The organism is Streptomyces umbrinus (assembly GCF_030817415.1).
Classification (GTDB): domain Bacteria; phylum Actinomycetota; class Actinomycetes; order Streptomycetales; family Streptomycetaceae; genus Streptomyces; species Streptomyces umbrinus_A.
This window is the reverse complement of record NZ_JAUSZI010000002.1, coordinates 280,763-304,264: the sequence shown is the minus strand read 5'-3', so window position 1 is coordinate 304,264 and position 23,502 is coordinate 280,763. Positions and strand designations below refer to the sequence as shown.

Below are 23,502 nucleotides of genomic sequence, written 5' to 3'. Positions count from 1 at the left end.
AGCGTTGACCGGGGTGTGGGAATGTCTGGATCGCGTGGTGGCCGTCGTGAGCTGATGGCCGGACAGCTTGGTTTATGGCATGCGCAGCAACTGAATCCGGATAATCCGATCTACAACATGGGTGAATGCATTGAGATTCATGGGGCGGTGGACGCGGGCTTATTCGAGGCGGCTGTGCGAAGAGTCGTATTAGAATTCGACTCTTTCGGTCTGTGCTTCGAGGGAACCGCAGACGAGGTTCCGCGGCAGTATTTTGATCTGCGGAGCGATTGGCTGTTTCACGTGATCGACGTGAGCCGTGAGGGAGATCCCCGTTCCAGCGCGGAGGGCTGGATGCGGGCGGACATGCGACGTCCAGTGGATCTCCGGCGTGGTGAACTCTTCACCCAGGCCCTATTCCAGGTGGATGAAGATCTCTTCTTCTGGTATCAGCGTGTTCACCACATCATCGCAGACGGACTCGCGGGATCCCGGATCGCCTCCCGAGTGGCTGCGGTCTACACGGCACTTTTGGCCGGCGAATCCCTCGCGGACAGTGGACCTCCGTCGAGTTCCGTACTGATGGATGCCGACGCCGAATACCGGGCGTCCGATGAATTCGAACTGGACCGGCAGTACTGGACGGAGCGTCTTTCAGATCGCCCTCAACCGGTCAGCCTGAGTGGCCAGGAACCTTCCACCACACCCCATGAACTGATACGGCATACGCTCCGTATCCCTGCCGACGCCGCTACGGAACTAAGAAGCTCCGCACGTCGGCTGGGAACGAGCCTTTCGGGTCTGGCCGTAGCTGCGAGCGCTGCCTACCTGCATCGCGCGACGGGACAAGAGGACATCATTCTCGGGATCCCCGTGATGGGCAGAAAAACTGCACTGCGGGACATTCCCGGAATGACGGCGAATATCGTTCCTCTGCGCCTCTCGGTGCAGCCGAAGGTCACAGTGAGGGAACTCGTGAAGCAGGTGTCTCGCGGAGTGCGAGATGCCTTGCGGCATCAGCGATACCGCTACGAGGACATCCTCAGAGACCTGAAACTCGTAGGGCGCAGCGGACTTTACCCTCTACTGGTCAATATCGTCTCCTTTGACTACGATCTGCGATTCGGCGACGCCTCCAGCAGCGTGCACGGGCTTGGTGGCATAAATTTCAATGACCTGTCGATTTCGGTGTACGACAGGTCATCCGACGGAAGCGTGTCCGTGGTTGCGGAGGCCAATCCGGATCTTTACAGCCGGGGAGCGGTGCATGAGCATGCTGCACAGTTCCTTGACGTGATGAATTGGATGGCGCGTTCCACCGCGGAGGAACGTGTACACCAGATCACGTTGATGAGCGGCTCCGAGGAGCGTCTGGTCGTCGAGGAGTGGAACGACACCGCCCGGGAGGTGCCCGCGGCGACGCTGCCGGAGCTGTTCCAGGCCCAGGCCGCCCGCACCCCGGACGCGGTCGCCGTGGTCTTCGAGGGCGTCGAGGTGACCTATGCGGACCTCAACGCGCGGGCCAACCGCCTCGCCCGGTTCCTGATCGACCAGGGTGTGGGACCCGAGTCGCCGGTCGCGGTGATGATGCACCGCTCCGTCGACCTGGTGGTCGCCCTCCTCGCGGTGGTCAAGGCCGGCGGTGCGTATGTACCCATCGACCCCGACTACCCCGCCGAGCGGATCGCCTACCTCCTCACCGACGCCCGGCCCCTCCTGGTGCTCACCAGCACGGACCTGGCCTCCCGCCTCACCGGCAGAGCGGTGTCGCACCTGGCCGTCGACGACCCCCGGACCACCACCGCACTCAAGGATTTCGAGGACACCGACCCCACCGACGCCGAGCGCCGTACCACTCTCCTGCCCGCCCACCCCGCCTACGTCATCTACACCTCCGGGTCCACCGGACGGCCGAAGGGCGTGTCCGTACCCCATGCGGGTATCGTCAACTGGCTGACATGGCTGCAGGGCACCTACAACTTGACTGCCTTGGACCGGGTGTTGCAGAAAACCCCGTTCGGTTTCGATGTGTCGGTACGGGAGTTCTTCTGGCCGCTGCTCCAGGGTGCGACGGTGGTGGTCGCCAAGCCCTCGGGCCACCGGGACCCCGGGTATCTGGCCGAGTTGATCCAACGCGAACGTGTCACGATCGCGCACTTTGTTCCGTCCCTGCTGCAGGTCTTCCTCCGTGAACCGGCCGCCGCCCGTACCGGCCTGCGAGCTGTGTTCTGCAGCGGCGAAGCGCTCTCCAGCGACATCGTCGGGCAGTTCCGGAATGTACTGGGCCTTCCGCTTCACAATCTCTACGGCCCCACCGAGGCGTCGGTCGAGGTCACCGCATGGACGTGTGACAGCGACACCAGCAGAAGCAGTGTCCCCATCGGACGCCCGGTCTGGAACACCCAGGTGTATGTGCTGGACTCGGCTCTTCGGCCGGTTCCGGTGGGTGTCGCGGGTGAGTTGTACCTGGCCGGTGTTCAGCTGGCGCGGGGCTATCTCGATCGGCCGGGGTTGACGTCGGAGCGGTTCGTGGCCAATCCGTTCACTGCCGGTGAGCGGATGTACCGGACTGGTGACCTGGCCCGGTGGAACGGCGATGGGCAGTTGGAGTATCTCGGGCGTACCGATGACCAGGTGAAGGTTCGGGGTTTTCGGATCGAGTTGGGCGAGGTCGAGGCGGCGCTGAGCGCTCATCCGTCGGTGGTCCAGTCGGCGGTGGTGGTGCGTGAGGACCGTCCCGGGGACAAGCGTCTGGTCGGCTACCTCGTTCCCGGCACCGGTCACATTGGCGGTGTCGATTCCGCTGCCCTGCGCGCGCATCTCGGCGGGATGCTGCCGGAGTACATGGTGCCGTCCGTACTGGTAGTGCTGGATGCGTTGCCGTTGACGGTGAACGGCAAGCTGGACCGCAAGGCCCTGCCGGCTCCGGACTACCTGGCGGCGGACCGTGGTCGGGGGCCGGTCACGGTGCAGGAGGAGCTTCTGTGTTTGGTGTTCGCCGAGGTGCTGGGGCTGCCCACGGTCGGGGTGGAGGACAACTTCTTCGAACTGGGCGGCCACTCACTGCTCGCGGTGCAGCTGACCAACAGGATCCGGACGGCTCTGGGGGCGGAAGTCGCGATGCGGGCGCTGTTCGAGGCGCCGACCGTGGCCGGACTCGCGCAGCGGCTGACGGATTCGGGTACGGCACGTCCGGCGCTGGTGGCGATGACGCGGCCCAAGGTGCTACCGGTGTCGTTCGCGCAGCAGCGGTTGTGGTTCCTGGGTGAGTTGGAGGGTCCGTCGGCGACCTACAACATTCCTGTGGCTCTGCGGTTGAGCGGTGAGCTGGACGTCGAGGCGTTGCGGATGGCGCTGGGTGATGTGGTGGGTCGGCACGAGGTGTTGCGGACGGTGTTCGCCACGGTGGGCGGTCAGCCGTATCAGCACATCGTTGCGGCTGAAGAGGTTTCGGTGTCTCTTGCGGTCGAGCGGGTGGCTGATCTTGAGTCGGCGATCAGTGAGGTCGCGGGTCATCGCTTCGATCTCGCCGCCGAGATTCCGTTGCGGGCCTGGTTGTTCGAGGCCGGTCCTGACGAGCATGTCTTGGTGCTGGTGGTGCACCACATTGCTGGTGACGGGTGGTCGATGGGGCCGCTGGCGCGTGATCTGTCAGCTGCCTATACGGCTCGGTCCACCGGTCGGCCGCCGGAGTGGGCAACGTTGTCAGTGCAGTATGCCGACTACAGCCTGTGGCAACGTCAACTGCTGGGCGAGGAGGCCGACGCGGCCAGTGTGCTGGCCCAACAACTCGGTTACTGGCGCGAGACACTGGTCGACCTGCCCCAGGAACTGACGCTGCCGTTCGACCGGCCACGCCCAACGATCTCCTCCCACCAGGGCGGAAGCGTCGAACTGACCATTGACGCCCACATCCACAGCGCCCTGACGGAGCTGGCCAGAGCACAGGGTGTGACGGTGTTCATGGTGGTGCAGGCGGCACTGGCCGTCCTGCTGCACCGGCTCGGGGCCGGAGACGACATCCCGGTCGGCACCCCGGTCGCCGGGCGGACCGACGAGGCACTGGACGACCTGGTCGGGTTCTTCGTCAACACCCTCGTCCTGCGCTCGGACCTGTCCGGCGATCCGACCTTCCTGCAACTGCTGGCCAGAACAAGGGAAGCGGACCTCGGCGCCTACGCTCACCAGGATGTGCCGTTCGAGCGGCTGGTGGAGGACCTGGCCCCGGTCCGGTCGATGGCCCGCCATCCGCTGTTCCAAGTCATGCTCACCCTGCAGAACACCGCCGAGGTCCGTCTCGACCTGCCCGGGTTGAACATCGAGGCACTGCCTGCGGGCGTCCTTCCCGCCAAGTTCGACCTGGACTTCCAGATTGCCGAGCAGATCACCGACGGCGGCACCCCAGCGGGCCTGACCGGGCTGATCACGTACGCCACCGACCTGTTCGATCTCGCGAGTGCCGAGGCGATCGTACGGCGCTTCCTCATGGTCCTGGAGACAGTGACCGCGGATCCGTCGCTGCCGGTCAGCCGCATCGATGTCCTGGACACCGCGGAGCGGGAGCGGATCCTGTCCGGGTGGAACGACACCACCCATGAAGTTCCGCAGGCCACGCTGGCCGAACTGTTCGAATCCCAGGTCACCCGCACCCCTGACGCGACCGCGGTTGTATGCGACGGCACCGAGGTGACCTATGCGGAGTTGAACGCGCGGGCCAACCGGCTGGCCCGCGTCCTCGTGGACAGGGGCGCCCGGGCGGAAGAACGGGTGGCGGTGATGATGGACCGCTCCGCCGACCTCGTCGTCGCACTCCTCGCCGTGGTCAAAAGCGGAGCCGCGTACGTCCCGATCGACCCGGCCTACCCCGCCGACCGCATCACTTACATGCTCAACGACGCCCAGGTCGCAGTACTGGTTACACACCAGGCCGTGATGGGCGCAGGGGATGACGGCGTGACCCGCATCGTGACGGACGCCCCGGACACCACGGCGGCCCTGTCCGCCATGGCCGGTGAGAACCTCACGCACCAGGAGCGAGGAGCGGCCCTCCTGCCCGCCCACCCCGCTTACGTGATCTACACCTCCGGCTCCACGGGACGCCCCAAGGGTGTCGTGGTGAGCCACGCGGCGGTCTCCTACTACCTCAACTGGGCAGTCGGCGCGTACCCCGGGTTGAGCGGCCGGACCGTGCTGCACTCGTCGGCTGCGTTCGACCTGACCGTCACACCGTTGTACGGCACGCTGATCTCGGGCGGCGCTCTGCACATCGCAGATATCCAGGATGGGTTTCCCGCCGGACTGGCGCCCACCTTCCTGAAGGTGACACCGAGCCACCTGGGCCTTCTGTCCGAAGAGCCGGCCGGATCCTTCGCCCGGGGAGACCTCGTCGTCGGCGGCGAAAGCCTTACAAACGAGCAGCTCACACGGTGGCGGTCCGCACACCACGACGTCCTGATCACGAATGAGTACGGTCCGACCGAGGCGGCCGTCGGATGTGTCACCTTCACCGTCCGTCCCGGGGACCCGGATGTGCCGGGTGGCATCCCCATCGGCATGCCCGTCCCCAACACCCAGGTGTATGTGCTGGACGCGGCTCTGCGGCCGGTTCCGGTGGGTGTCTCGGGTGAGTTGTACCTGGCCGGTGTTCAGCTGGCGCGGGGCTATCTCGATCGGCCGGGGTTGACGTCGGAGCGGTTCGTGGCCAACCCCTTCACCCCGGGTGAGCGGATGTACCGCACTGGTGACCTGGCCCGGTGGAACGCCGATGGGCAGGTCGAGTATCTCGGTCGTACCGATGACCAGGTGAAGGTTCGGGGTTTCCGGATCGAGTTGGGCGAGGTCGAGGCGGCGCTGAGCGCTCATCCGTCGGTGGTCCAGTCGGCGGTGGTGGTGCGTGAGGACCGTCCCGGGGACAAGCGTCTGGTCGGCTACCTCGTTCCCGGCACCGGTCACATTGGCGGTGTCGATTCCGCTGCCCTGCGCGCGCATCTCGGCGGGATGTTGCCGGAGTACATGGTGCCGTCCGTGTTGGTGGTGCTGGATGCGTTGCCGTTGACGGTGAACGGCAAGCTGGACCGTAGGGCTCTGCCTGTTCCGGATTACGTGGCGGCGGACCGTGGTCGGGGGCCGGTCACGGTGCAGGAAGAGGTCCTGTGTTCGGTGTTCGCCGAGGTGCTGGGGCTGCCCACGGTCGGGGTGGACGACAACTTCTTCGAACTGGGTGGTCATTCGCTGCTGGCGACGCGGCTGGTGAGTCGTTTGCGGTCGGTTTTTGGGGCGGAGGTGGCGATCCGGACGTTGTTCGAGGCGCCGACTGTTGCTGCTCTGGCGGGCCGGTTGGCGTCTTCGGGTGTGAGGCGGCAGCCGCTGGGTCGGGTGGAGCGGGCGGAGCGGGTGCCGGTCTCGTTCGCGCAGCAGCGGTTGTGGTTCCTGGGTGAGTTGGAGGGTCCGTCGGCGACCTACAACATTCCTGTGGCTCTGCGGTTGAGCGGTGAGCTGGACGTCGAGGCGTTGCGGATGGCGCTGGGTGATGTGGTGGGTCGGCACGAGGTGTTGCGGACGGTGTTCGCCACGGTGGGCGGTCAGCCGTATCAGCACATCGTTGCGGCTGAAGAGGTTTCGGTGTCTCTTGCGGTCGAGCGGGTGGCTGATCTTGAGTCGGCGATCAGTGAGGTCGCGGGTCATCGCTTCGATCTCGCCGCCGAGATTCCGTTGCGGGCCCGGTTGTTCGAGGCCGGTCCTGACGAGCATGTCCTGGTGCTGGTGGTGCACCACATTGCTGGTGACGGGTGGTCGATGGGGCCGCTGGCGGGGGATGTGTCGGTCGCGTACACGGCTCGTACCGACGGGCGGGTGCCTGACTGGGAGCCGTTGGCGGTGCAGTACGCGGACTACTCGTTGTGGCAGCGGGAGTTGCTCGGTGAGGAGGCCGATCCGGGCAGTGTGCTGAGCGAGCAGCTGGGTTACTGGCGTGAGGTGTTGGCGGGGGTGCCGCCGGAGTTGGTGCTGCCGTTCGACCGGCCGCGGCCGGCGGTGGCCTCGTACCGTGGTGGCCGGGTGGAGGTGCGTGTGCCTGCCGGGGTGCATGCCCGGGTGGCCGAGCTGGCCCGTGTCCAGGGTGTGACGGTGTTCATGGTGCTTCAGGCGGCACTGGCCGTCCTGCTGCACCGGCTCGGGGCCGGAGACGACATTCCGGTGGGTACCGCGGTTGCCGGGCGGACCGACGAGGCGCTGGATGACCTGGTGGGGTTCTTCGTCAACACCTTGGTGATGCGCACGGACCTGTCCGGTGACCCCACGTTCGCGAGTCTGCTGGAGCAGGTGCGGGAGAACGGACTGGGTGCGTTCGCGCATCAGGACGTGCCCTTCGAGCGGCTGGTCGAAGACCTTGCCCCGACCCGCTCGATGGCCCGCCACCCGCTCTTCCAGGTCATGCTCGCCCTGCAGAACAACGCCCCGGCAGTCCTCGACCTGCCCGGCATCCACACCGAACCCCTGCCCGCCGGCGAACCGGTGGCCAAGTTCGACTTGTCCTTCGCCCTGGCTGAGACCTTCCACACCGACACCGACACCGACACCGACACCGGTGCCGAGGCGGGTACGGGCAGCGGTGATCGCCCGGCCGGTCTGTACGGCGGTATCGATTACGCCCTCGACCTGTTCGACGCCGAAACAGTGGAGACACTGGCCGAACGGTTCGTCCGCGTCCTGGACACCGTCACCAGGGAACCGCACCAGCACATCGACGCCATTGAGGTACTGGACCCGGGGGAGCGGCACCGGGTCCTGGTCGAGTGGAACGACACCGCCCGGGAGGTGCGCGCTGCGACGCTGCCTGAGCTGTTCCAGGCCCAAGCCGCCCGCACCCCCGACGCGACCGCCGTGGTCTTCGCCGGCGACGAGGTGACCTACGCCGAGCTCAACGAGCGTGCCAATCGCCTCGCCCGGCTGCTGATCGATCGCGGGGTGGGGTCCGAGTCGCCGGTCGCGGTCATGGTGCACCGCTCGGCCGACCTCGTCGTCGCCTTCCTCGCGGTGACGAAGGCGGGCGGCGCCTACCTGCCCATCGACCCCGACTATCCCGCCGAGCGGATCACCTACCTGCTCACCGACGCCCAACCTCTCCTGGTGCTCACCAGCGCGGACTTGGCCTCCCTCCTCACCGACGGCCACCCGCCCTACGTTGCCGTCGACGACCCCAGGACCATCGCCGTACTCAAGGATTTCGAGGGCACGGACCCCACTGACGCCGAGCGCCGTACCGCCCTGCTGCCCGCCCACTCCGCGTATGTCATCTACACCTCCGGGTCCACCGGGCGACCGAAGGGTGTGGCCGTCACTCATCAAGGGCTGCCGAGTCTGGTCGGCGCGCAGGCGGAGGAGTTCGGGGTCTCAGCAGGGAGTCGGGTGTTGCAGTTCGCCTCGGCGAGTTTCGACGCGGCGGTCTGGGAGATGGTGATGGCCTTGTGCAACGGGGCCTGCCTCGTGTCGGCTGCGTCGCACGACGTGCTGCCGGGCCAGGCGCTCGTCCGCCTGGTCGCGGAGCGTTCGGTCACGCACGCTCTCCTGCCTCCCGCCGCGCTGGCTCTCATGGAACCGGACAGCCTGCCGTCGATCACGACCCTCATCACCGGCGGCGAGGCTCTCGGCCAGAACCTGGTTGCGCGCTGGGCCGAGGGCCGTCGTCTCGTCAACGCCTACGGACCGACGGAATCCACCGTCTGCGCCACCACCACCGACCCTCTGTCCGCCGACGAACCCACCACACCGCCCATCGGCACGCCCGTCGCCAACACCCGCGTCTACGTGCTGGACTCGGCTCTTCGGCCGGTTCCGGTGGGTGTCGCGGGTGAGCTGTATGTCTCCGGGGCGGGCCTGGCCCGCGGCTACCTTGACCGGCCTGGGCTGACGGCGGAGCGGTTCGTGGCCAACCCCTTCACCCCGGGTGAGCGGATGTACCGCACCGGCGACCTGGCCCGGTGGAACGCCGACGGGCAGGTCGAGTATCTCGGTCGTACCGATGACCAGGTGAAGGTTCGGGGTTTCCGGATCGAGTTGGGTGAGGTCGAGGCCGCGCTGACCGCGCACCCGTCCGTGGTCCAGGCAGCGGTGGTGGTGCGTGAGGACCGTCCCGGTGACAACCGTCTGGTCGGTTACCTCGTTCCCGCCCCCGGTCACACGGGCGGTGTCGACTCCGCTGCCTTGCGCGCCCATCTCGGCGCGATGTTGCCGGAGTACATGGTGCCGTCCGCGACGGTGGTCATGGATGCGTTGCCGTTGACGGTGAACGGCAAGCTGGACCGCAAGGCCCTGCCCGCTCCGGACTACCAGGCGGCCGACCGTGGCCGGGGGCCGGCCACGGTGCAGGAAGAGATCCTGTGCTCGGTGTTCGCCGAGGTGCTGGGCCTGCCCACGGTCGGGGTGGAGGACAACTTCTTCGAACTGGGCGGCCACTCACTGCTCGCGGTGCGGGTGGTCGAGCTGCTGCGGGCCCGGGGGGTGTCGGTTGATGTGCGGTCGTTGTTCGCAGCGCCCACGGCTGCCGGACTGGCTGCGTCGGATGGTCCGGCCGAGGTGGTGGTGCCGGAGAACCGGATTCCGGACAACGCCCTGACCATTTCTCCCGACATGCTCTCCCTGGTGGATCTGACCCGCGCGGAGATCGACCGGATCGTGGCCCGGGTTCCGGGCGGAGCGGGCAACGTGGCGGATGTGTACCCGTTGGCTCCGTTGCAAGAAGGGATCCTCTTCCACCACCTGATGGGTGACTCCGGGGACGGGACCGATGTGTACGTGCTGCCGGTGCTGTTGGGGTTCGACTCCCGGCAGCGGCTCGACGGGTTTGTGGACGCAATGCAGAAGGTCGTCGACCGGCATGACATCCTGCGGACCGCCGTCTTGTGGGAAGGACTGCGTGAACCGGTCCAGGTGGTAGTGCGCCGTGCCGCGATCCCGGTGGAAAACGTCGACTTGCCCGACGGGCCCGACGATGAGGTGACCGGCCGGATGCTGGCCGCATGCCCGGGATCGATGGACATCGGCCAGGCACCGCTGATCCGCGTGTACACAACGACCGACCCGGTGAACGGTCAGTGGCTCGCACTCGTTCAGGCCCATCACCTGATCTCGGACCACACCACCCTGGACGTACTGCTGCAGGAGGTACGCTCGTTCGTCACGGGCCGCGAGGAAGCCCTGCCCGCGCCTCTGCCGTTCCGGAACTTCGTTGCCCAGGCCCGCCTGCGGGTGGCGCAGGAGGAACATCAGAGGTACTTCTCCACCCTGTTGGGGGACGTGACCGAGCCGACCGCGCCGTTCGGTCTGCTCGACGTCCGCGGCGACGGCTCCGGCGTGGCCGAGTCCCGTCGCGTGATGGATGCGGAACTCGCGCAGCGACTGCGGGACCAGTCACGCCGGCTGGGCGTGAGCCCGGCCACGGTCCTGCACATGGTGTGGGCGCGGGTTCTGGCGGCCACCTCGGGCAAGGACGACGTCGTCTTCGGTACCGTCCTCTTCGGCCGTATGGCCGCGGGAAACGGCGCGGACCGCGTTCTGGGCCTGTTCATCAACTCCCTGCCGGTACGGGTGCGGACGCACGGCGCGCAGGTGGTGGACACGGTCCGTTCGGTGCAGAACCAGCTGGCGGACCTGCTCGTCCACGAACACGCCCCCTTGAAACTCGCCCGGCAGGCCAGCGGCATCAAGGCTGACACTCCGCTGTTCACCTCCCTGTTCAACTACCGGCACTCCAGGAGCACCGAGCCAGGAACGGACAACGGCCTTGACGGTGTCGAGTTGCTGTACGACCAGGAGCGGACGAACTACCCGATCGGACTGAGCGTCGACGACACCGGTGACGGTTTCACCCTCACCGTGCAGGTCGCCGAACCCGTCTCGGGTGCATCGCTGTGCGCCATGGTCCACACCGCCGCCGAAGGTGTCGTCACCGCCCTGGAGACAGCACCACACCAGCGGATCAGCACGGTGGACGTCCTCGACCCCGCGGAGCGACACCGAGTCCTGGTCGAGTGGAACGACACCGCCCGGGAGCTGCCCGCTGCGACGCTGCCGGAACTGTTCCAGGCCCAGGCCGCCCGCACCCCCGACGCGACCGCCCTCGTCTTCGAGGACGTGGACCTGAGTTATACGGAACTGAACGCCCGCGCCAACCGCCTCGCCCGGCTGCTGATCGACCGCGGGGTGGGGTCCGAGTCGCTGGTCGCAGTCATGTTGGTGCGTTCCATCGACCTGATCGTGGCTCTCCTCGCGGTGACCAAGGCCGGCGGCACGTACGTACCCATCGACCCCGACTACCCCGACGAGCGGATCACCTACCTCCTCACCGACGCCCAACCCCTCCTGGTGCTCACCAGCACGGACCTGGCCTCCCGCCTCACCGGCAGAGAGGTGTCGCACCTGGCCGTGGACGACCACCGGACCATCGCCGCACTCAAGGATTTCGAGGACACCGACCTCACCGATGCCGAGCGCCGTACCCCGCTGCTGCCCGCCCACTCCGCGTATGTCATCTACACCTCCGGGTCCACCGGGCGGCCGAAGGGCGTGGCCGTCACCCATCAGGGACTGTCGAGCCTGGCTGCCGTGCAGGCGGAGGAGTTCGGGGTCTCGGCAGGGAGTCGGGTGTTGCAGTTCGCCTCGGCGAGTTTCGACGCGGCGGTCTGGGAGATGGTGATGGCCTTGTGCAACGGGGCCTGCCTCGTGTCGGCCGCGCCGGACGACCTGCTGCCGGGCCAGGCGCTCGTCCGCCTGGTCGCGGAACAGTCGGTCACGCACGCCACCTTGCCCCCCGCCGCGCTGGCTCTCATGGAACCGGACAGCCTGCCGTCGATTACGACCCTCATCACCGCCGGCGAAGCTCTCGGCCAGAACCTGGTGGCCCGCTGGGCCGAGGGCCGTCGTCTCGTCAACGCCTACGGACCGACGGAATCCACCGTCTGCGCCACTACCACCGACCCTCTGTCCACTGACGAACCCACCACACCGCCCATCGGCACGCCCATCGTCAACACCCGCGTCTACGTGCTGGACTCGGCTCTTCGGCCGGTTCCGGTGGGTGTCGCGGGTGAGCTGTATGTCTCCGGGGCGGGCCTGGCCCGCGGCTACCTTGACCGGCCTGGGCTGACGGCGGAGCGGTTCGTCGCCAACCCCTTCACCCCGGGTGAGCGGATGTACCGCACCGGCGACCTGGCGAAGTGGCGACCGGACGGTGTCCTGGACTTCCTGGGCCGTGCGGATGACCAGGTGAAGATCCGGGGTTTCCGGATCGAGTTGGGTGAGGTCGAGGCCGCGCTGACTGCGCACCCGTCCGTGGTCCAGGCAGCGGTGGTGGTGCGTGAGGACCGTCCCGGTGACAAGCGTCTGGTCGGCTACCTCGTTCGGGCGGGCGGTCCGGAGGGTGTGGACAACGCTGCCGTACGTGGGCATCTGCAGGGTGTGCTGCCGGAGTACATGGTGCCGTCCGCGCTGGTGATCCTGGATGTGCTGCCGTTGACGGTGAACGGCAAGCTGGACCGTAGGGCCCTGCCAGCTCCGGACTACGTGGCGGCCGACTATGGCCGGGGGCCGGCCACAGTGCAGGAGGAGCTTCTGTGCTCGCTGTTCGCCGAGGTGCTGGGCCTGCCTCAGGTCGGCGTGGACGACAACTTCTTCGAACTGGGCGGCCACTCACTGCTCGCGGTGCAGCTGACCAACAGGATCCGGACGGCTCTGGGGGCGGAAGTCGCGATGCGGGCGCTGTTCGAGGCCCCGACCGTGGCCGGACTCGCGCAGCGGCTGACGGATTCGGGTGCGACACGCCCCGCGCTGGTGGCGATGCCACGGCCCAAGGCGCTACCGGTCTCGTTTGCGCAGCAACGGTTGTGGTTCCTGGGCGAGTTGGAGGGTCCGTCGGCGACCTACAACATTCCTGTCGCTCTACGGTTGACCGGTGACCTGGACATCGAGGCGTTGCGGATGGCGCTGGGTGATGTGGTCGGCCGGCACGAGGTGTTGCGGACGGTCTTCGCCGCTGATGAGGGCAGGCCGTATCAGCAGATCCTTGCCCCGCCTGTCTCTTTTGATCTGCCGGTGGTCGAGGTGGGACGGGAGGGTCTGACGGAGACGGTTGCCGGGCTGGCAGGTCACAGGTTCGACCTGAGCGCTGAGTTTCCCTTGCGGGCGTGGCTGCTGCGGGTGGGGCCGGGTGAGTGCGTGCTGGTGCTGGTGGTGCACCACATTGCCGGTGACGGGTGGTCGATGGGGCCGCTGGCGGGGGATGTGTCAGCTGCCTATACGGCTCGTACCGACGGGCGGGTGCCTGGTTGGGAGTCGTTGGCGGTGCAGTATGCGGACTACTCGTTGTGGCAGCGGGAGTTGCTCGGTGAGGAGGCCGATCCGGGCAGTGTGCTGAGCGAGCAGCTGGGTTACTGGCGAAAGGCTTTGGCGGGGGTGCCGCAGGAGTTGGTGCTGCCGTTCGACCGGCCGCGGCCGGCGGTGGCCTCGTACCGTGGTGGCCGGGTGGAGGTGCGTGTGCCTGCCGGGGTGCATGCCCGGGTGGCCGAGCTGGCCCGCGTCCAGGGTGTGACGGTGTTCATGGTGGTGCAGGCGGCACTGGCCGTCCTGCTGCACCGGCTCGGGGCCGGAGACGACATTCCGGTCGGCACCCCGGTCGCCGGGCGGACCGACGAGGCGCTGGATGACCTGGTGGGGTTCTTCGTCAACACTCTGGTGATGCGTACCGATCTGTCCGGTGACCCCACGTTCGCGAGCCTGCTGGAGCAGGTGCGGGAGAACGGACTGGGTGCGTTCGCGCACCAGGACGTGCCCTTCGAGCGGCTGGTCGAAGACCTTGCCCCGACCCGCTCGATGGCCCGCCACCCGCTCTTCCAGGTCATGCTCGCCCTGCAGAACAACGCACCGGCCGTCCTCGACCTGCCCGGCATCCACACCGAACCCCTGCCCGCCGGCGAACCGGCAGCAAAATTCGACCTCTTCTTCACCCTGAGTGAAACCTTCCACACCAACGCCAACCTGGGTGCGGGTGCGGGTGCGGGTGCGGGTGCGGGTGCGGGTGCGGGTACTGGGACAGGTAATCGCCCGGCCGGTCTGTACGGCGGTATCGATTACGCCCTCGACCTGTTCGATGCCGAAACAGTGGAGACACTGGCCGAACGGTTCGTCCGTGTCCTGGACACCGTCACCAGGGAACCGCACCAGCGGGTCAGTGTTGTGGAAACGCTGTCGGAGGAGGAGCGGCACCGGCTTGTGGCGGAGTGGAACGACACTGTCCAGGAGGTGCCTGGGGCGACTCTGCCGGAACTGTTCCAAGGCCGGGTCGCGAAGCATCCTGATGCGGTCGCGGTGGTTGTCGATGGCGCCGAGGTGACCTTTGCGGAACTCGACGAGCGCGCGAACCGGCTTGCCCGGTTGCTGATCCGTCGCGGTATCGGTCCCGAGCGTATCGTCGGGCTGGCCCTGCCTCGCTCGGTGGACCTGATCGTCGGTCTGCTGGCGGTACTGAAGTCGGGCGCCGGTTACCTGCCGATCGATCCGGAGTACCCGGCCGAGCGGATCGCCTTCATGTTGGCCGACGCCGTCCCCTCGCTCACGCTGACCATCACAGAGGTCGCCGGGCGCACAACCACCGGCCCAGCGCTGCTGCTGGACGACCCTGCGGTCGTCGCCGAACTCGGCGCACTGCCGGCCGACGTTCCCGGCGATACGGAGCGGACCCGTCCGCTGCGGCCGCAGCACCCCGCGTACCTGATCTACACCTCCGGCTCGACCGGGCGTCCCAAGGGTGTGGTGATGTCCTGTGGCGCGCTGGTCAATCTGTTGTCCTGGCACGCTTCCGTCATCCCCGCCGAGGCCGACTCGCGGGTCGCTCAGTTCACCGCGATCAGCTTCGATGTCTCGGCCCAGGAAATACTCTCGGCCCTCTTGGACGGCAAGACCCTTGTGGTACCGGACGAAGAGATCAGGCGTGACCCTGAAGAGTTCGTCGCATGGCTGAGGGAGCAAAAGGCCACCGAGCTGTACGCCCCCAACCTGATGGTGGACGCGCTCGGTGAGGCTGTGGCGCAGCACGGCACGGAGCTGCCACGGCTGCGTCATGTTTCCCAGGCCGGCGAGGCCCTTGCGCTCAGTGATCGGGTCCGTGACCTTTGCGGGGCGGTCGGGACGGTGCTGCACAACCACTACGGTCCGACCGAGACACACGTGGTCACCGCCCACACCCTGCCGGCGGACCGGGCGGCATGGCCCGGGGGCACCGCGCCGATCGGCCGTCCGGTGTGGAACACCCGGGTCTACGTCCTGGACCCGGTGCTGCGGCCGACGCCGGTGGGTGTCGCGGGTGAGCTGTACGTCTCCGGCGCCCAACTGGCCCGCGGCTACCACGCCAGGCCGGGACTGACCGCGCAGCGGTTCGTTGCGAGCCCCTTCACCCCGGGTGAGCGGATGTACCGCACCGGCGACCTGGCCCGCTGGAACGCTGAGGGACAACTGGAGTACCTGGGCCGTACGGATCAGCAGGTGAAGGTCCGGGGTTTCCGGATCGAGCTGGGTGAGGTCGAGGCCGCGCTGAGCGCGCATCCGTCCGTGGCCCAGGCAGCGGTGATGGTGCGTGAGGACCGCCCCGGGGACAAACGCCTGGTCGGCTATGTCGTACCCGACGGTGGCCACACCAGCGGTGACGGCGACACCGCCCGGGTTGACCTGGCTGCGCTGCGCGCCCATCTCGGCGCGATGCTGCCTGACTACATGGTGCCGTCCGCGTGGGTGGTCCTGGAGAGTCTGCCGCTGACGGCGAACGGGAAGCTGGATCGACGGCAACTCTCGGCGCCGGACCATACTTGGTCCACGCCGAGCCGGGAACCCTCATCGGTCCAAGAGGAAATCCTGTGCAGAATTTTCGCCGAAGAACTGAATGTGCCTCACATCGGCGTCGAGGACAACTTCTTCGAACGCGGAGGGCATTCACTTCTGGCGGTCAAGCTGGTGAGTAGGATTCGTTCGATCATGGATGTCGATGTCTCCCTCCACATGCTGATGGAAACACCCAGCGTCGCAGGACTCGCACACCGGCTCAGCCTTCCCGCGACGAATGACTCGCTTCGTATGCTCCTTCCCATCAGGACGCACGGGGGCCGGCCGCCCCTCTTCTGTATTCATCCGCGATCCGGGCTCAGTTGGTGCTTCGCACCTCTGGCCGGATTCATACCTGCTGGTATTCCGTTGTACGGCTTGCAGGCGCGGGATGTCGACGGCGCGGGTGAGTTGCCGGGATCCATCCGAGAAATGGCAGAGGAATACGTCAAAGAATTGCGCACCGTGCAGCCGTCCGGTCCGTACCGTCTGCTGGGATGGTCGATGGGAGGCCGTGTGGCGCAGGAGATGGCTGTGCAACTGCAGGAAGACGGCCAGCAAGTGGCACTCATCATCATGGGAGGCTATGCGCCGGCTCCACTCGAGAAGCTCAACGCGGACGAGACCGGCCGGGAATCTGAAGACCTTGTCCGTCAAGCGATTCAAGAACGTGATGGCAACGGTCGCGGCGACCATGTGGACGCATCGGAAATAATAGACGAGGCACCTTCTCTTCGTGATCTCGCCGGACTTCCGGACTACTTCCGCAGCGAGATCTCAGAAGAGGAGGCTGAAGTAAGGGCGAGGATCATTGCGAACAATACCCGTATCTATGTGAAGCATTATCCTCGCAGGTTTCATGGCGATCTCCTCTTCATTTCGTCGGACGAGCTGGAGGATGGTTGGGGTCGTGCCATGTGGCAACCCTATACTTCCGGTCACATAAGCGAGTCACGGTTGCCTTGTTCTCACGACGATATGGCCAATCCCTCCATGCTCTCTCTGCTTTGGGGCGCAATTGTGGGTTGGCTGTCCACGGCGAAGGACGGATAGTCGTCGACTGAGCTGGTGTAACCCATTGGCCGCGGTTGGCCACCCTGACATGTCTACCCGCGAGTGACAGATAGGACTGAATGATGACGAACCCTTTTGAGGACCAGGACGCCAACTACCTTGTTCTGAAGAACGAGGAGGGTCAGTTCTCGCTTTGGCCCACATTCGTCGACGTGCCGGACGGGTGGGAGTCGGTCTTCGGAGAGGCAGCCCGTCAGGCATGCCTTGACTTCATCGAGCAGACCTGGACCGACATGCGCCCCCAGAGCTTGATAGACGCCATGAACGGCGGCTGAGCGGGGTCGGGGACGGGCGGCGGCTGACGCTCCGTCTCGTCCCCGCCGCTTCATCGGGAGCGTCTCCATGCTGCGTGCCATGTTCCCAAGTCCAAGATCCAGCATGGGCATTTATGGAGGTCAGAGGCCCGATGAGGTCGATCGGGTCAGTAGACGGGGTCTTCGAAGTTATGCGGTGCGGAGGTGTCCGGGGCTCGGCGGGTGGTGACGCAGCGTGCTCGGGGCGTTGGTTGGTCGGGTTGCGGAAGCCATAGGCGGCGCGGCCGACGAACTTGATCACGCGTTTGATCCCTTCGCTTTTGGCGTTGTTGATGCGGGTGTGGAGGAAGGCTTCGATCTCGGGCCACCAGCGGTCGGTGACGCGGGCGAGTTGAGGGACCGGTGTAGCGGCCGTCGGCCCACTCCCGTACCAGCCGCCTGAAGCGGCCGGTTGCCGTCGGCAGAAGCGTCCGGGCGCCGTCCCGGTCGGTGGTGGACGCCGGTGTGACCAGCACGCTCAGCAGGAGTCCGAGCGTGTCGGTGAGCAGGTGCCGCTGGCGACCGTTGATCTTCTTGCCCGCGTCGAACCCGCGTGAGCCGAGGGCGACCGTGGCGTCCGCCTTGACCGACTGGGAGTCAACCACGGCCGCACTCGGCTCCGGTGCACGGCCCTGTGACCGGCGGACTGCTTCCCGTAACCGTTCGTGCAGCTCGGTCACCAGCCCCGTGTCCCGCCAACGGGCGAAGAAGGCGTAGACCCGCGGCCAGGGCGGGAAGTCCGCAGGCATCGCCCGCCATTTGATGCCGTTGTCGACGAGGTAGCGCACCGCGTCAATCATCTGCCGGTAGCAGTAGCCCTCCGGACGCCCGCCGCGGCCCGCCAACCAGGCCGGAACCGGCAGCAGTTCCCTCTGCCTCTCGCTGGACTCGACATCCGTGAGCTACCAGAGGCCCTTCTTGCATGCCTCCACACCGAACAACTCACCCGAACCCTCACCGACCACACGAGCGGGTAGAGAACGGCCAGTCAACCCACAGGCGCTCTTCTCACCGACATCGATTCATGCGTAGTGCTCAGTCTGCCGCGCGGGTGACTCGGCTTGGCGTGCGGCAACGGCCATGACGACGACGGAGATCAGTACGATGCCGGCGCCGACGTAGAGCGGCGCGGTGTATCCGAGACCCGCGGTGATGGCCAGGCCTCCGAGCCAGGCGCCGAGCGCGTTGCCGATGTTGGACGCGGACACATTGGCACTGGCGGCCAGCGCCGCCCCGTGGGCGAAGTCGGTGACGCGAGTGATCATGCCGGGCACGCTGGCGAATCCGAACAGCCCCATCAGGAACACGAGTATCACCGACGCGGTGGCGCTGCCGGCCAGCAGACCGAACACGGTCAGGGTGACGGCCAGCCCGAGCAGGGCAAGGACCAGGGCTCGGTCACGGTCGCGGTCGGCCGCTCGCCCGCCGACCAGGTTTCCGACGACCAGACCGACGCCGTACACCATCAACAGCCAGGCGACATCCGAGGAGGAGAAGCCGCCGACTTCGGTGAACGTGTAGGCGATGTAGCTGAACGCACCGAACATCCCGCCGTAGCTGAGCGCGGTGGCGGTCAGGGTCAGCCAGACCTGCCAGGAGCGGAACGCGCGGAACTGCGCGCGCAAGCCGTCGGCAGGTGTCGAGTCGGAGCGGCCCATTACTGTCGTTGGCGGCGTCTCTCCCGCCCCGTCGGGGACAAGGGCGGCGATTCCCGCCAGCGCGAGCACGCCGATCGCGGTGACCGCCCAGAAGGCCGCTCTCCAGCCCCAGCGTTCACCCACCAGCGCGCCGAACGGCACACCCAGCACGTTCGCGAGCGTCAGCCCCCCGAACATGACCGCCACCGCGCGGGACTTCTTCTCCGGCGCGACCAGACTGCGAGCGACCAGCGAGCCGATACCGAAGAACGACCCGTGGCACAACGCCGCGACGATCCGCCCGAGCAACATCACCGGATAGCTCGGTGCGAGCGCGGACAACAGGTTGCCGACGACGAACAACGCCACCAGGCCGACCAGAACCGCCTTGCGGGGTAGCCGCGCCGTCGCGGCGGTCAGCGCGATCGCACCGATCGCCACGCTCAACGCGTACCCGGAGATCAGCCACCCCACCGCCGCCTCGGACACCGCGAAACTCGACGCCACCTGCGGCAGCAGCCCTGCGATCAGAAACTCGGTCAGCCCAATGCCGAACCCACCGAGCGCCAGCGCCACAAGCCCACTCGGCATCCGCTGCCGCTCGATCACGCTCCTGTACGCCATTCACTCATGGCTCCACCCTCACCCCTGGAGGCGGGCTCATCCATGGACAAAGGTCGAGGGCGCTTGGACGAAAATGAGCACACGATGGATGCGTGGAGGTGCGCCTGCCACACCCGGATCGCACTGTCATCGCGGACGGGGGCTACCGGGGCATCGGCCTGATCGTCCCGCCGTGTCGGGGGACGCTCAGTCGAGACAGAACTCGTTGCCCTCGATGTCCTGCATCGTGATGCAGGACTCGTTTTCGTCATCGGCAAGCTGTGTGAGCACGTGCACCGCGCCGAGCGCGATCAGTCGTGCGCATTCGGCCTGAAGCGTGGCCAGGCGCTCTTCACCCACGAGTCCGGTGCCGGCCCGCACGTCAAGATGCACCCGATTCTTGACGACCTTGCCTTCGGGAACGCGCTGAAAGAAGAGTCGCGGGCCCTCACCCGAGGGATCACTGCAGGCGAACCATGAATCCCTGTCCTCGGGAGGCAGGGAGCCGTTGAAATCGTCCCAAGTGGCAAACCCCTCCGGTGGCGTCGGTGCGACGTACCCCAACACCTCGCACCAGAAACGAGCGACGCGCTCTGGTTCTGCACAGTCGAAGGTGACTTGGAACTTCTTGATCGATGACATCGGCGCACCATAGCAGGGGGAGTTTGATGCCCATTTCCCGGTGTGGATCCGGATGTTGGCGGAGGAGCTACGGGACGGCCTTCAGCGGGTGACTACGTTGAACACCGGGTAGGTCTGCGGTTGCACGTCCTCGAGGCCGAGTTCTCGCAGGATCGGGATGAGGGTCTCGCCGAACTGCTGGAATGCCTCCTCGGACTCCCAGACGTCCACGACGAGCCAGCCGTTGCTGGTGGGCGCGGCAGTGTGCGAGATGAGTCCGGACACCGGCCAGTCGGCGGGGCTCTTGACCGGGCCGGGCCGGCCGGCGACCTTCTCCGCGCTCTGCTCGTACTTTGCCTGGGTCATGCCCGGCATATCGAGAACCACGACGATGGCCATAGCTGACTTTCCCTTGCGAAGAGGTACGGAGTCGTTCGGCCAGTCGACCACTTCGGTGAGCCGCCTGCGCGTTGGCCTGAGCCGGACAGGTCCTGGACGGCAGCGCCCACAGATTTCACACCTGGTACGAATCCGGTCGAGTCCACCTTCGCCACCGTCCGGCTACGTACCAAGATCCCCCGGGGCGCCGGCAGCGCGGTCGCGGCCCTTGCCATGGTCCTCGACTCGTTGAACGCCCCGAGACCCTTGAGGGGTGAACAACCCAACCGATCCACTTCGTGGCTTCCACTCCCTTGCTGTGCCGAAGGCTCCCCGGCAGAACTGAATTCAATTATGGTTCGGTTGGTATCCTTGGCGAGGGAGGCACGTAATGGCGTTTGTTCTCATCCATGGGGCAAGCTTCGGCGCGAACTGTTGGGACGAGCTGATCCCCCATCTAAGTGCGGAAGCGCTGGCGGTCGACCTTCCGGGGCGCGGGACCAGAACTGAAGTCGACCTGGGCACGGTCACTCTCGCGGACTGCGCCGATGCGGTGCGCGAGGACGTCGAAGCGAAGGATCTGCGCGACGTGGTTCTGGTCGGTCACTCCTTCGCGGGCGTCACGGTCCCGCGTGTCCTGGACCTCATACCTCACCGGATCCGCCACGTCGTCCTCGTGTCGGCCGTGGTGCCGGCGGACGGTTCCCGGGTGCTTGACCAGATCGATCCGGGGGTGCGGGGGCTGGTGGAGCAGTCCATCGCCGACGGCGTCTACCACCAAACTCGCGAGGGCGCGGCCGCAATGCTGTGCAACGACATGGACGAGGCGACCGCTGCGTCCACCCTGAACCGGCTGGCCGACGACTCGGCCGCCCTGCTGAGCGAAGCTGTGAACTTGAGCGGGTACGGCCGCGAGATCCCCCGGACGTACGTGCACCTCACGCGTGACCAGTGCTACGTCGAGGAACTCCAGCAGCGATCCATCGCGCTGCTACGGCCAGACGTCATCGATCTCGACACCGGCCATATGGCCATGATCAGTGCGCCCGAAGAACTTGCCGCAGTCCTCAACGCCATCCACGGCTGATCGCCGCCTCGCTTCACTGCGACGGGCGAAGCCGCCGGACGGCATGGCGACACCATCCGGTTCGTCCTCTTTGAGACCAGACCCGCCGGCCTGCTGTTCGCTCAGCTGGTCCGCGCCAGCGAACTCACCCCGAGCCAGGCCCGGGCGGGGCCGGACTGTCCGCGCGACATCATTGCGGAGAACGGCCGGTCGCCGCTGATCCGGGGCAGAGCAGGCGGCTACCAGCTGGGAGCGGAACCGGCCGCGTTGCAGGCATACGAGCGGGGGGTGCTCGGCGAGAAACTCACCGAGTTCCGCCGGCTCTTCTCGCACAATCTGGTGCGGGTCAGGTGGGTGTCGGGCTGGGTGCGGGGGTGGAGCGGCGTATCGAGGGGGAGACCGCTCCACCCCCGCGCGGGGCCGTCAGTTGGAGACGGCCTCGGAGGTGATCTCAACGTGCTCGGGGTAGAAGGCGACGCGGCCGGTGATCGTCCTCACGGCCTCGAACGGCTCCTCGTAGAGCCACACCGCGTCGGCGATCTTCTTCTCGGGGGTGACGAGGCTGTAGTAGGACGCCTCGCCCTTGTACGGGCAGTAGGTGTGGGAGTCCGTCCGCTCCAGAAGTGCCTGGTCGACATCGGCCAGGGGGATGTAATGAACGGCCGGATAACCGGCCTCGGTCAGAGTGACGGCAGAGGTCGTCTCGGCGACGACTTTCCCGCCGTCCCGAGTGACCACCCGGATCGGACTGGAGTTCTCGACGACCTCAATGGGGTGGTCCGGCCCAGGGATCCTTTTCTCGCGGGACATCAACGTTCTCCTTCATTTGGGCCCTGATCGGGCCACTGCTGCCGACATCGGCCTGCGAAACGAAGGCGGTGGCTGTCCCGAGAAGCACCCTCGCCGGGAGATCGTGGACGTGATCCGCTATGTCGTGGATACCGGATGCACGTGGAGGGCCCTGCCCAAGGACTTCCCGGGTGCGTCGTCGGCCCGGCTGGTGGTCGGCGTCGTGACCCGGTTCGGTCTCCGGCCGCACACGGAATGGCGTCCGTAGACCTTCGTGGTGGCGGTGGTCGCCGCGTCGTTCAGACGGCGAGGCGACCACCGTCGGCCACGATCACCTGGCCGGTGACGAAGCTCGCGCGCTCGCTCGCCACGAACGCGATGACCTCGCCGAGTTCCTCGGGCGTGGCGTTGCGCTTGAGCGGGTTGACCTCGGACCAGGTCTTGAACTGGTCGGCGCCGATGAAGTTCACCACGTTGTCGCTGTTCACGTTCCCAGGAGCCACCGCGTTGACGCGTATGCCGTACTGGCCCCACTCCGCGGCCCAACTACGGGTGAAGGATTCGACGGCCGCCTTCTGCGCTCCATACGTCGCCATGTGCGGCATGGCGATCGCGGCGGCGATACTGCTGATGTTGACGATGTTGCCGCCACCCCGCTCGATCATCCCCCGGACGAGTCGTGTGCTGAGGACGAAGTTGGCGCGCACGTTGGTGTTCCATGACTCCGCGTTCGCTTCGCTGTCCTGGTCGAGGGTCGGCTTGATGCTGGCCCTGTAGCTTGCCGCGTTGTTGACCAGCACGTCGATTTCACCCGCCTCCTTGGCCAATCGCTCGACGTCGGCGAGATCACTCAGATCAGCGAGAATGAACCGGGCCTTTCCTCCGCCGGCGGTGATGTCGTCCACCACCTCGGCCCCGCGCTCAGCGTTGCGGCCGGTGATCACCACCGACGCTCCGTCGCGTGCGAACGCGTGCGCCGTCGCGGCGCCGATACCTCCTCGCGACCCCGCACCCGTAATCAGAACGCTCTTGCTCTCGAAATCCATTGTGTGCTCCTCGAAAAGAAAAAGATGTCTGACGGCGCGCGCCGAGATCGGGCGGAGACTTTCCGGCCCTGGTGGCTGCGCTGGGTGTGCACCACGGTAGGTCCGGCCTGACATAGAGGCAAATAGTGGCAATGTATACTCTGCATTGACAT

General features: G+C 66.6%; 9 protein-coding genes and 3 pseudogenes. 5 read left to right on the top strand and 7 right to left on the bottom strand.

All coding sequences use genetic code 11. From position 1 onward, the window contains the following. The first annotated feature begins 54 nt into the window (after positions 1-54). Positions 55-16,896 (top strand): non-ribosomal peptide synthetase, encoded by a 16,842-nt coding sequence (locus tag QF035_RS01995; protein ID WP_307517707.1) that lies wholly within the window; start codon positions 55-57, stop codon positions 16,894-16,896. An 83-nt stretch (positions 16,897-16,979) separates the two neighbouring features. Continuing rightward, positions 16,980-17,192, top strand: a complete 213-nt coding sequence (locus tag QF035_RS01990; RefSeq protein ID WP_269655071.1) for an MbtH family protein — start codon at positions 16,980-16,982, stop codon at positions 17,190-17,192. On the opposite strand, the gene QF035_RS55600 is transcribed toward QF035_RS01990, so the two are convergent. The 5 genes and pseudogenes from QF035_RS55600 to QF035_RS01970 form a co-directional block, all read right to left on the bottom strand. Continuing rightward, the gene (locus QF035_RS55600) at positions 17,128-17,529 is read right to left on the bottom strand and encodes a transposase (protein WP_373466914.1); all 402 of its coding nucleotides are present in this window, start codon (positions 17,527-17,529) and stop codon (positions 17,128-17,130) included. The two genes, QF035_RS01990 and QF035_RS55600, sit on opposite strands and share 65 nt — an antisense overlap. Beyond that, a pseudogene (locus QF035_RS01985) lies at positions 17,480-18,073 on the bottom strand (IS5 family transposase); the annotation flags it as partial. The gene QF035_RS55600 and the pseudogene QF035_RS01985, both read right to left, overlap by 50 nt. 159 nt (positions 18,074-18,232) lie before the next feature. Further along, the gene (locus tag QF035_RS01980) at positions 18,233-19,438 is read right to left on the bottom strand and encodes an MFS transporter (RefSeq protein WP_307530831.1); all 1,206 of its coding nucleotides are present in this window, start codon (positions 19,436-19,438) and stop codon (positions 18,233-18,235) included. A 219-nt stretch (positions 19,439-19,657) separates the two neighbouring features. After that, positions 19,658-20,092, bottom strand: coding sequence for a VOC family protein (locus QF035_RS01975; RefSeq protein ID WP_307517704.1), 435 nt, complete (start codon positions 20,090-20,092; stop codon positions 19,658-19,660). A gap of 81 nt (positions 20,093-20,173) precedes the next feature. Beyond that, positions 20,174-20,470, bottom strand: a complete 297-nt coding sequence (locus QF035_RS01970; RefSeq protein ID WP_307517703.1) for a hypothetical protein — start codon at positions 20,468-20,470, stop codon at positions 20,174-20,176. Between the two features lie 370 nt (positions 20,471-20,840). On the opposite strand from QF035_RS01970, the gene QF035_RS01965 reads away from it, so the two are divergent. Then, a complete protein-coding gene (locus QF035_RS01965; protein ID WP_307517702.1) occupies positions 20,841-21,536 on the top strand; it encodes an alpha/beta fold hydrolase in 696 nt (231 codons plus the stop codon). A gap of 54 nt (positions 21,537-21,590) precedes the next feature. Continuing rightward, positions 21,591-21,845 (top strand): annotated as a pseudogene (locus tag QF035_RS01960) (RacP protein); the annotation flags it as partial. Positions 21,846-21,938: 93 nt separating this feature from the next. Here QF035_RS01960 and QF035_RS01955 read toward each other — a convergent pair. After that, positions 21,939-22,325: a DUF427 domain-containing protein gene (locus QF035_RS01955; protein ID WP_307517701.1), complete on the bottom strand. Its 387-nt coding sequence runs from the start codon at positions 22,323-22,325 to the stop codon at positions 21,939-21,941. Positions 22,326-22,339: 14 nt separating this feature from the next. On the opposite strand from QF035_RS01955, the pseudogene QF035_RS01950 reads away from it, so the two are divergent. Then, positions 22,340-22,494, top strand: a pseudogene (locus QF035_RS01950) (transposase); the annotation flags it as partial. A gap of 109 nt (positions 22,495-22,603) precedes the next feature. On the opposite strand, the gene QF035_RS01945 reads toward QF035_RS01950, so the two are convergent. Continuing rightward, the gene (locus QF035_RS01945; protein WP_307517700.1) at positions 22,604-23,464 is read right to left on the bottom strand and encodes an SDR family NAD(P)-dependent oxidoreductase; all 861 of its coding nucleotides are present in this window, start codon (positions 23,462-23,464) and stop codon (positions 22,604-22,606) included. Positions 23,465-23,502: the final 38 nt, after the last annotated feature.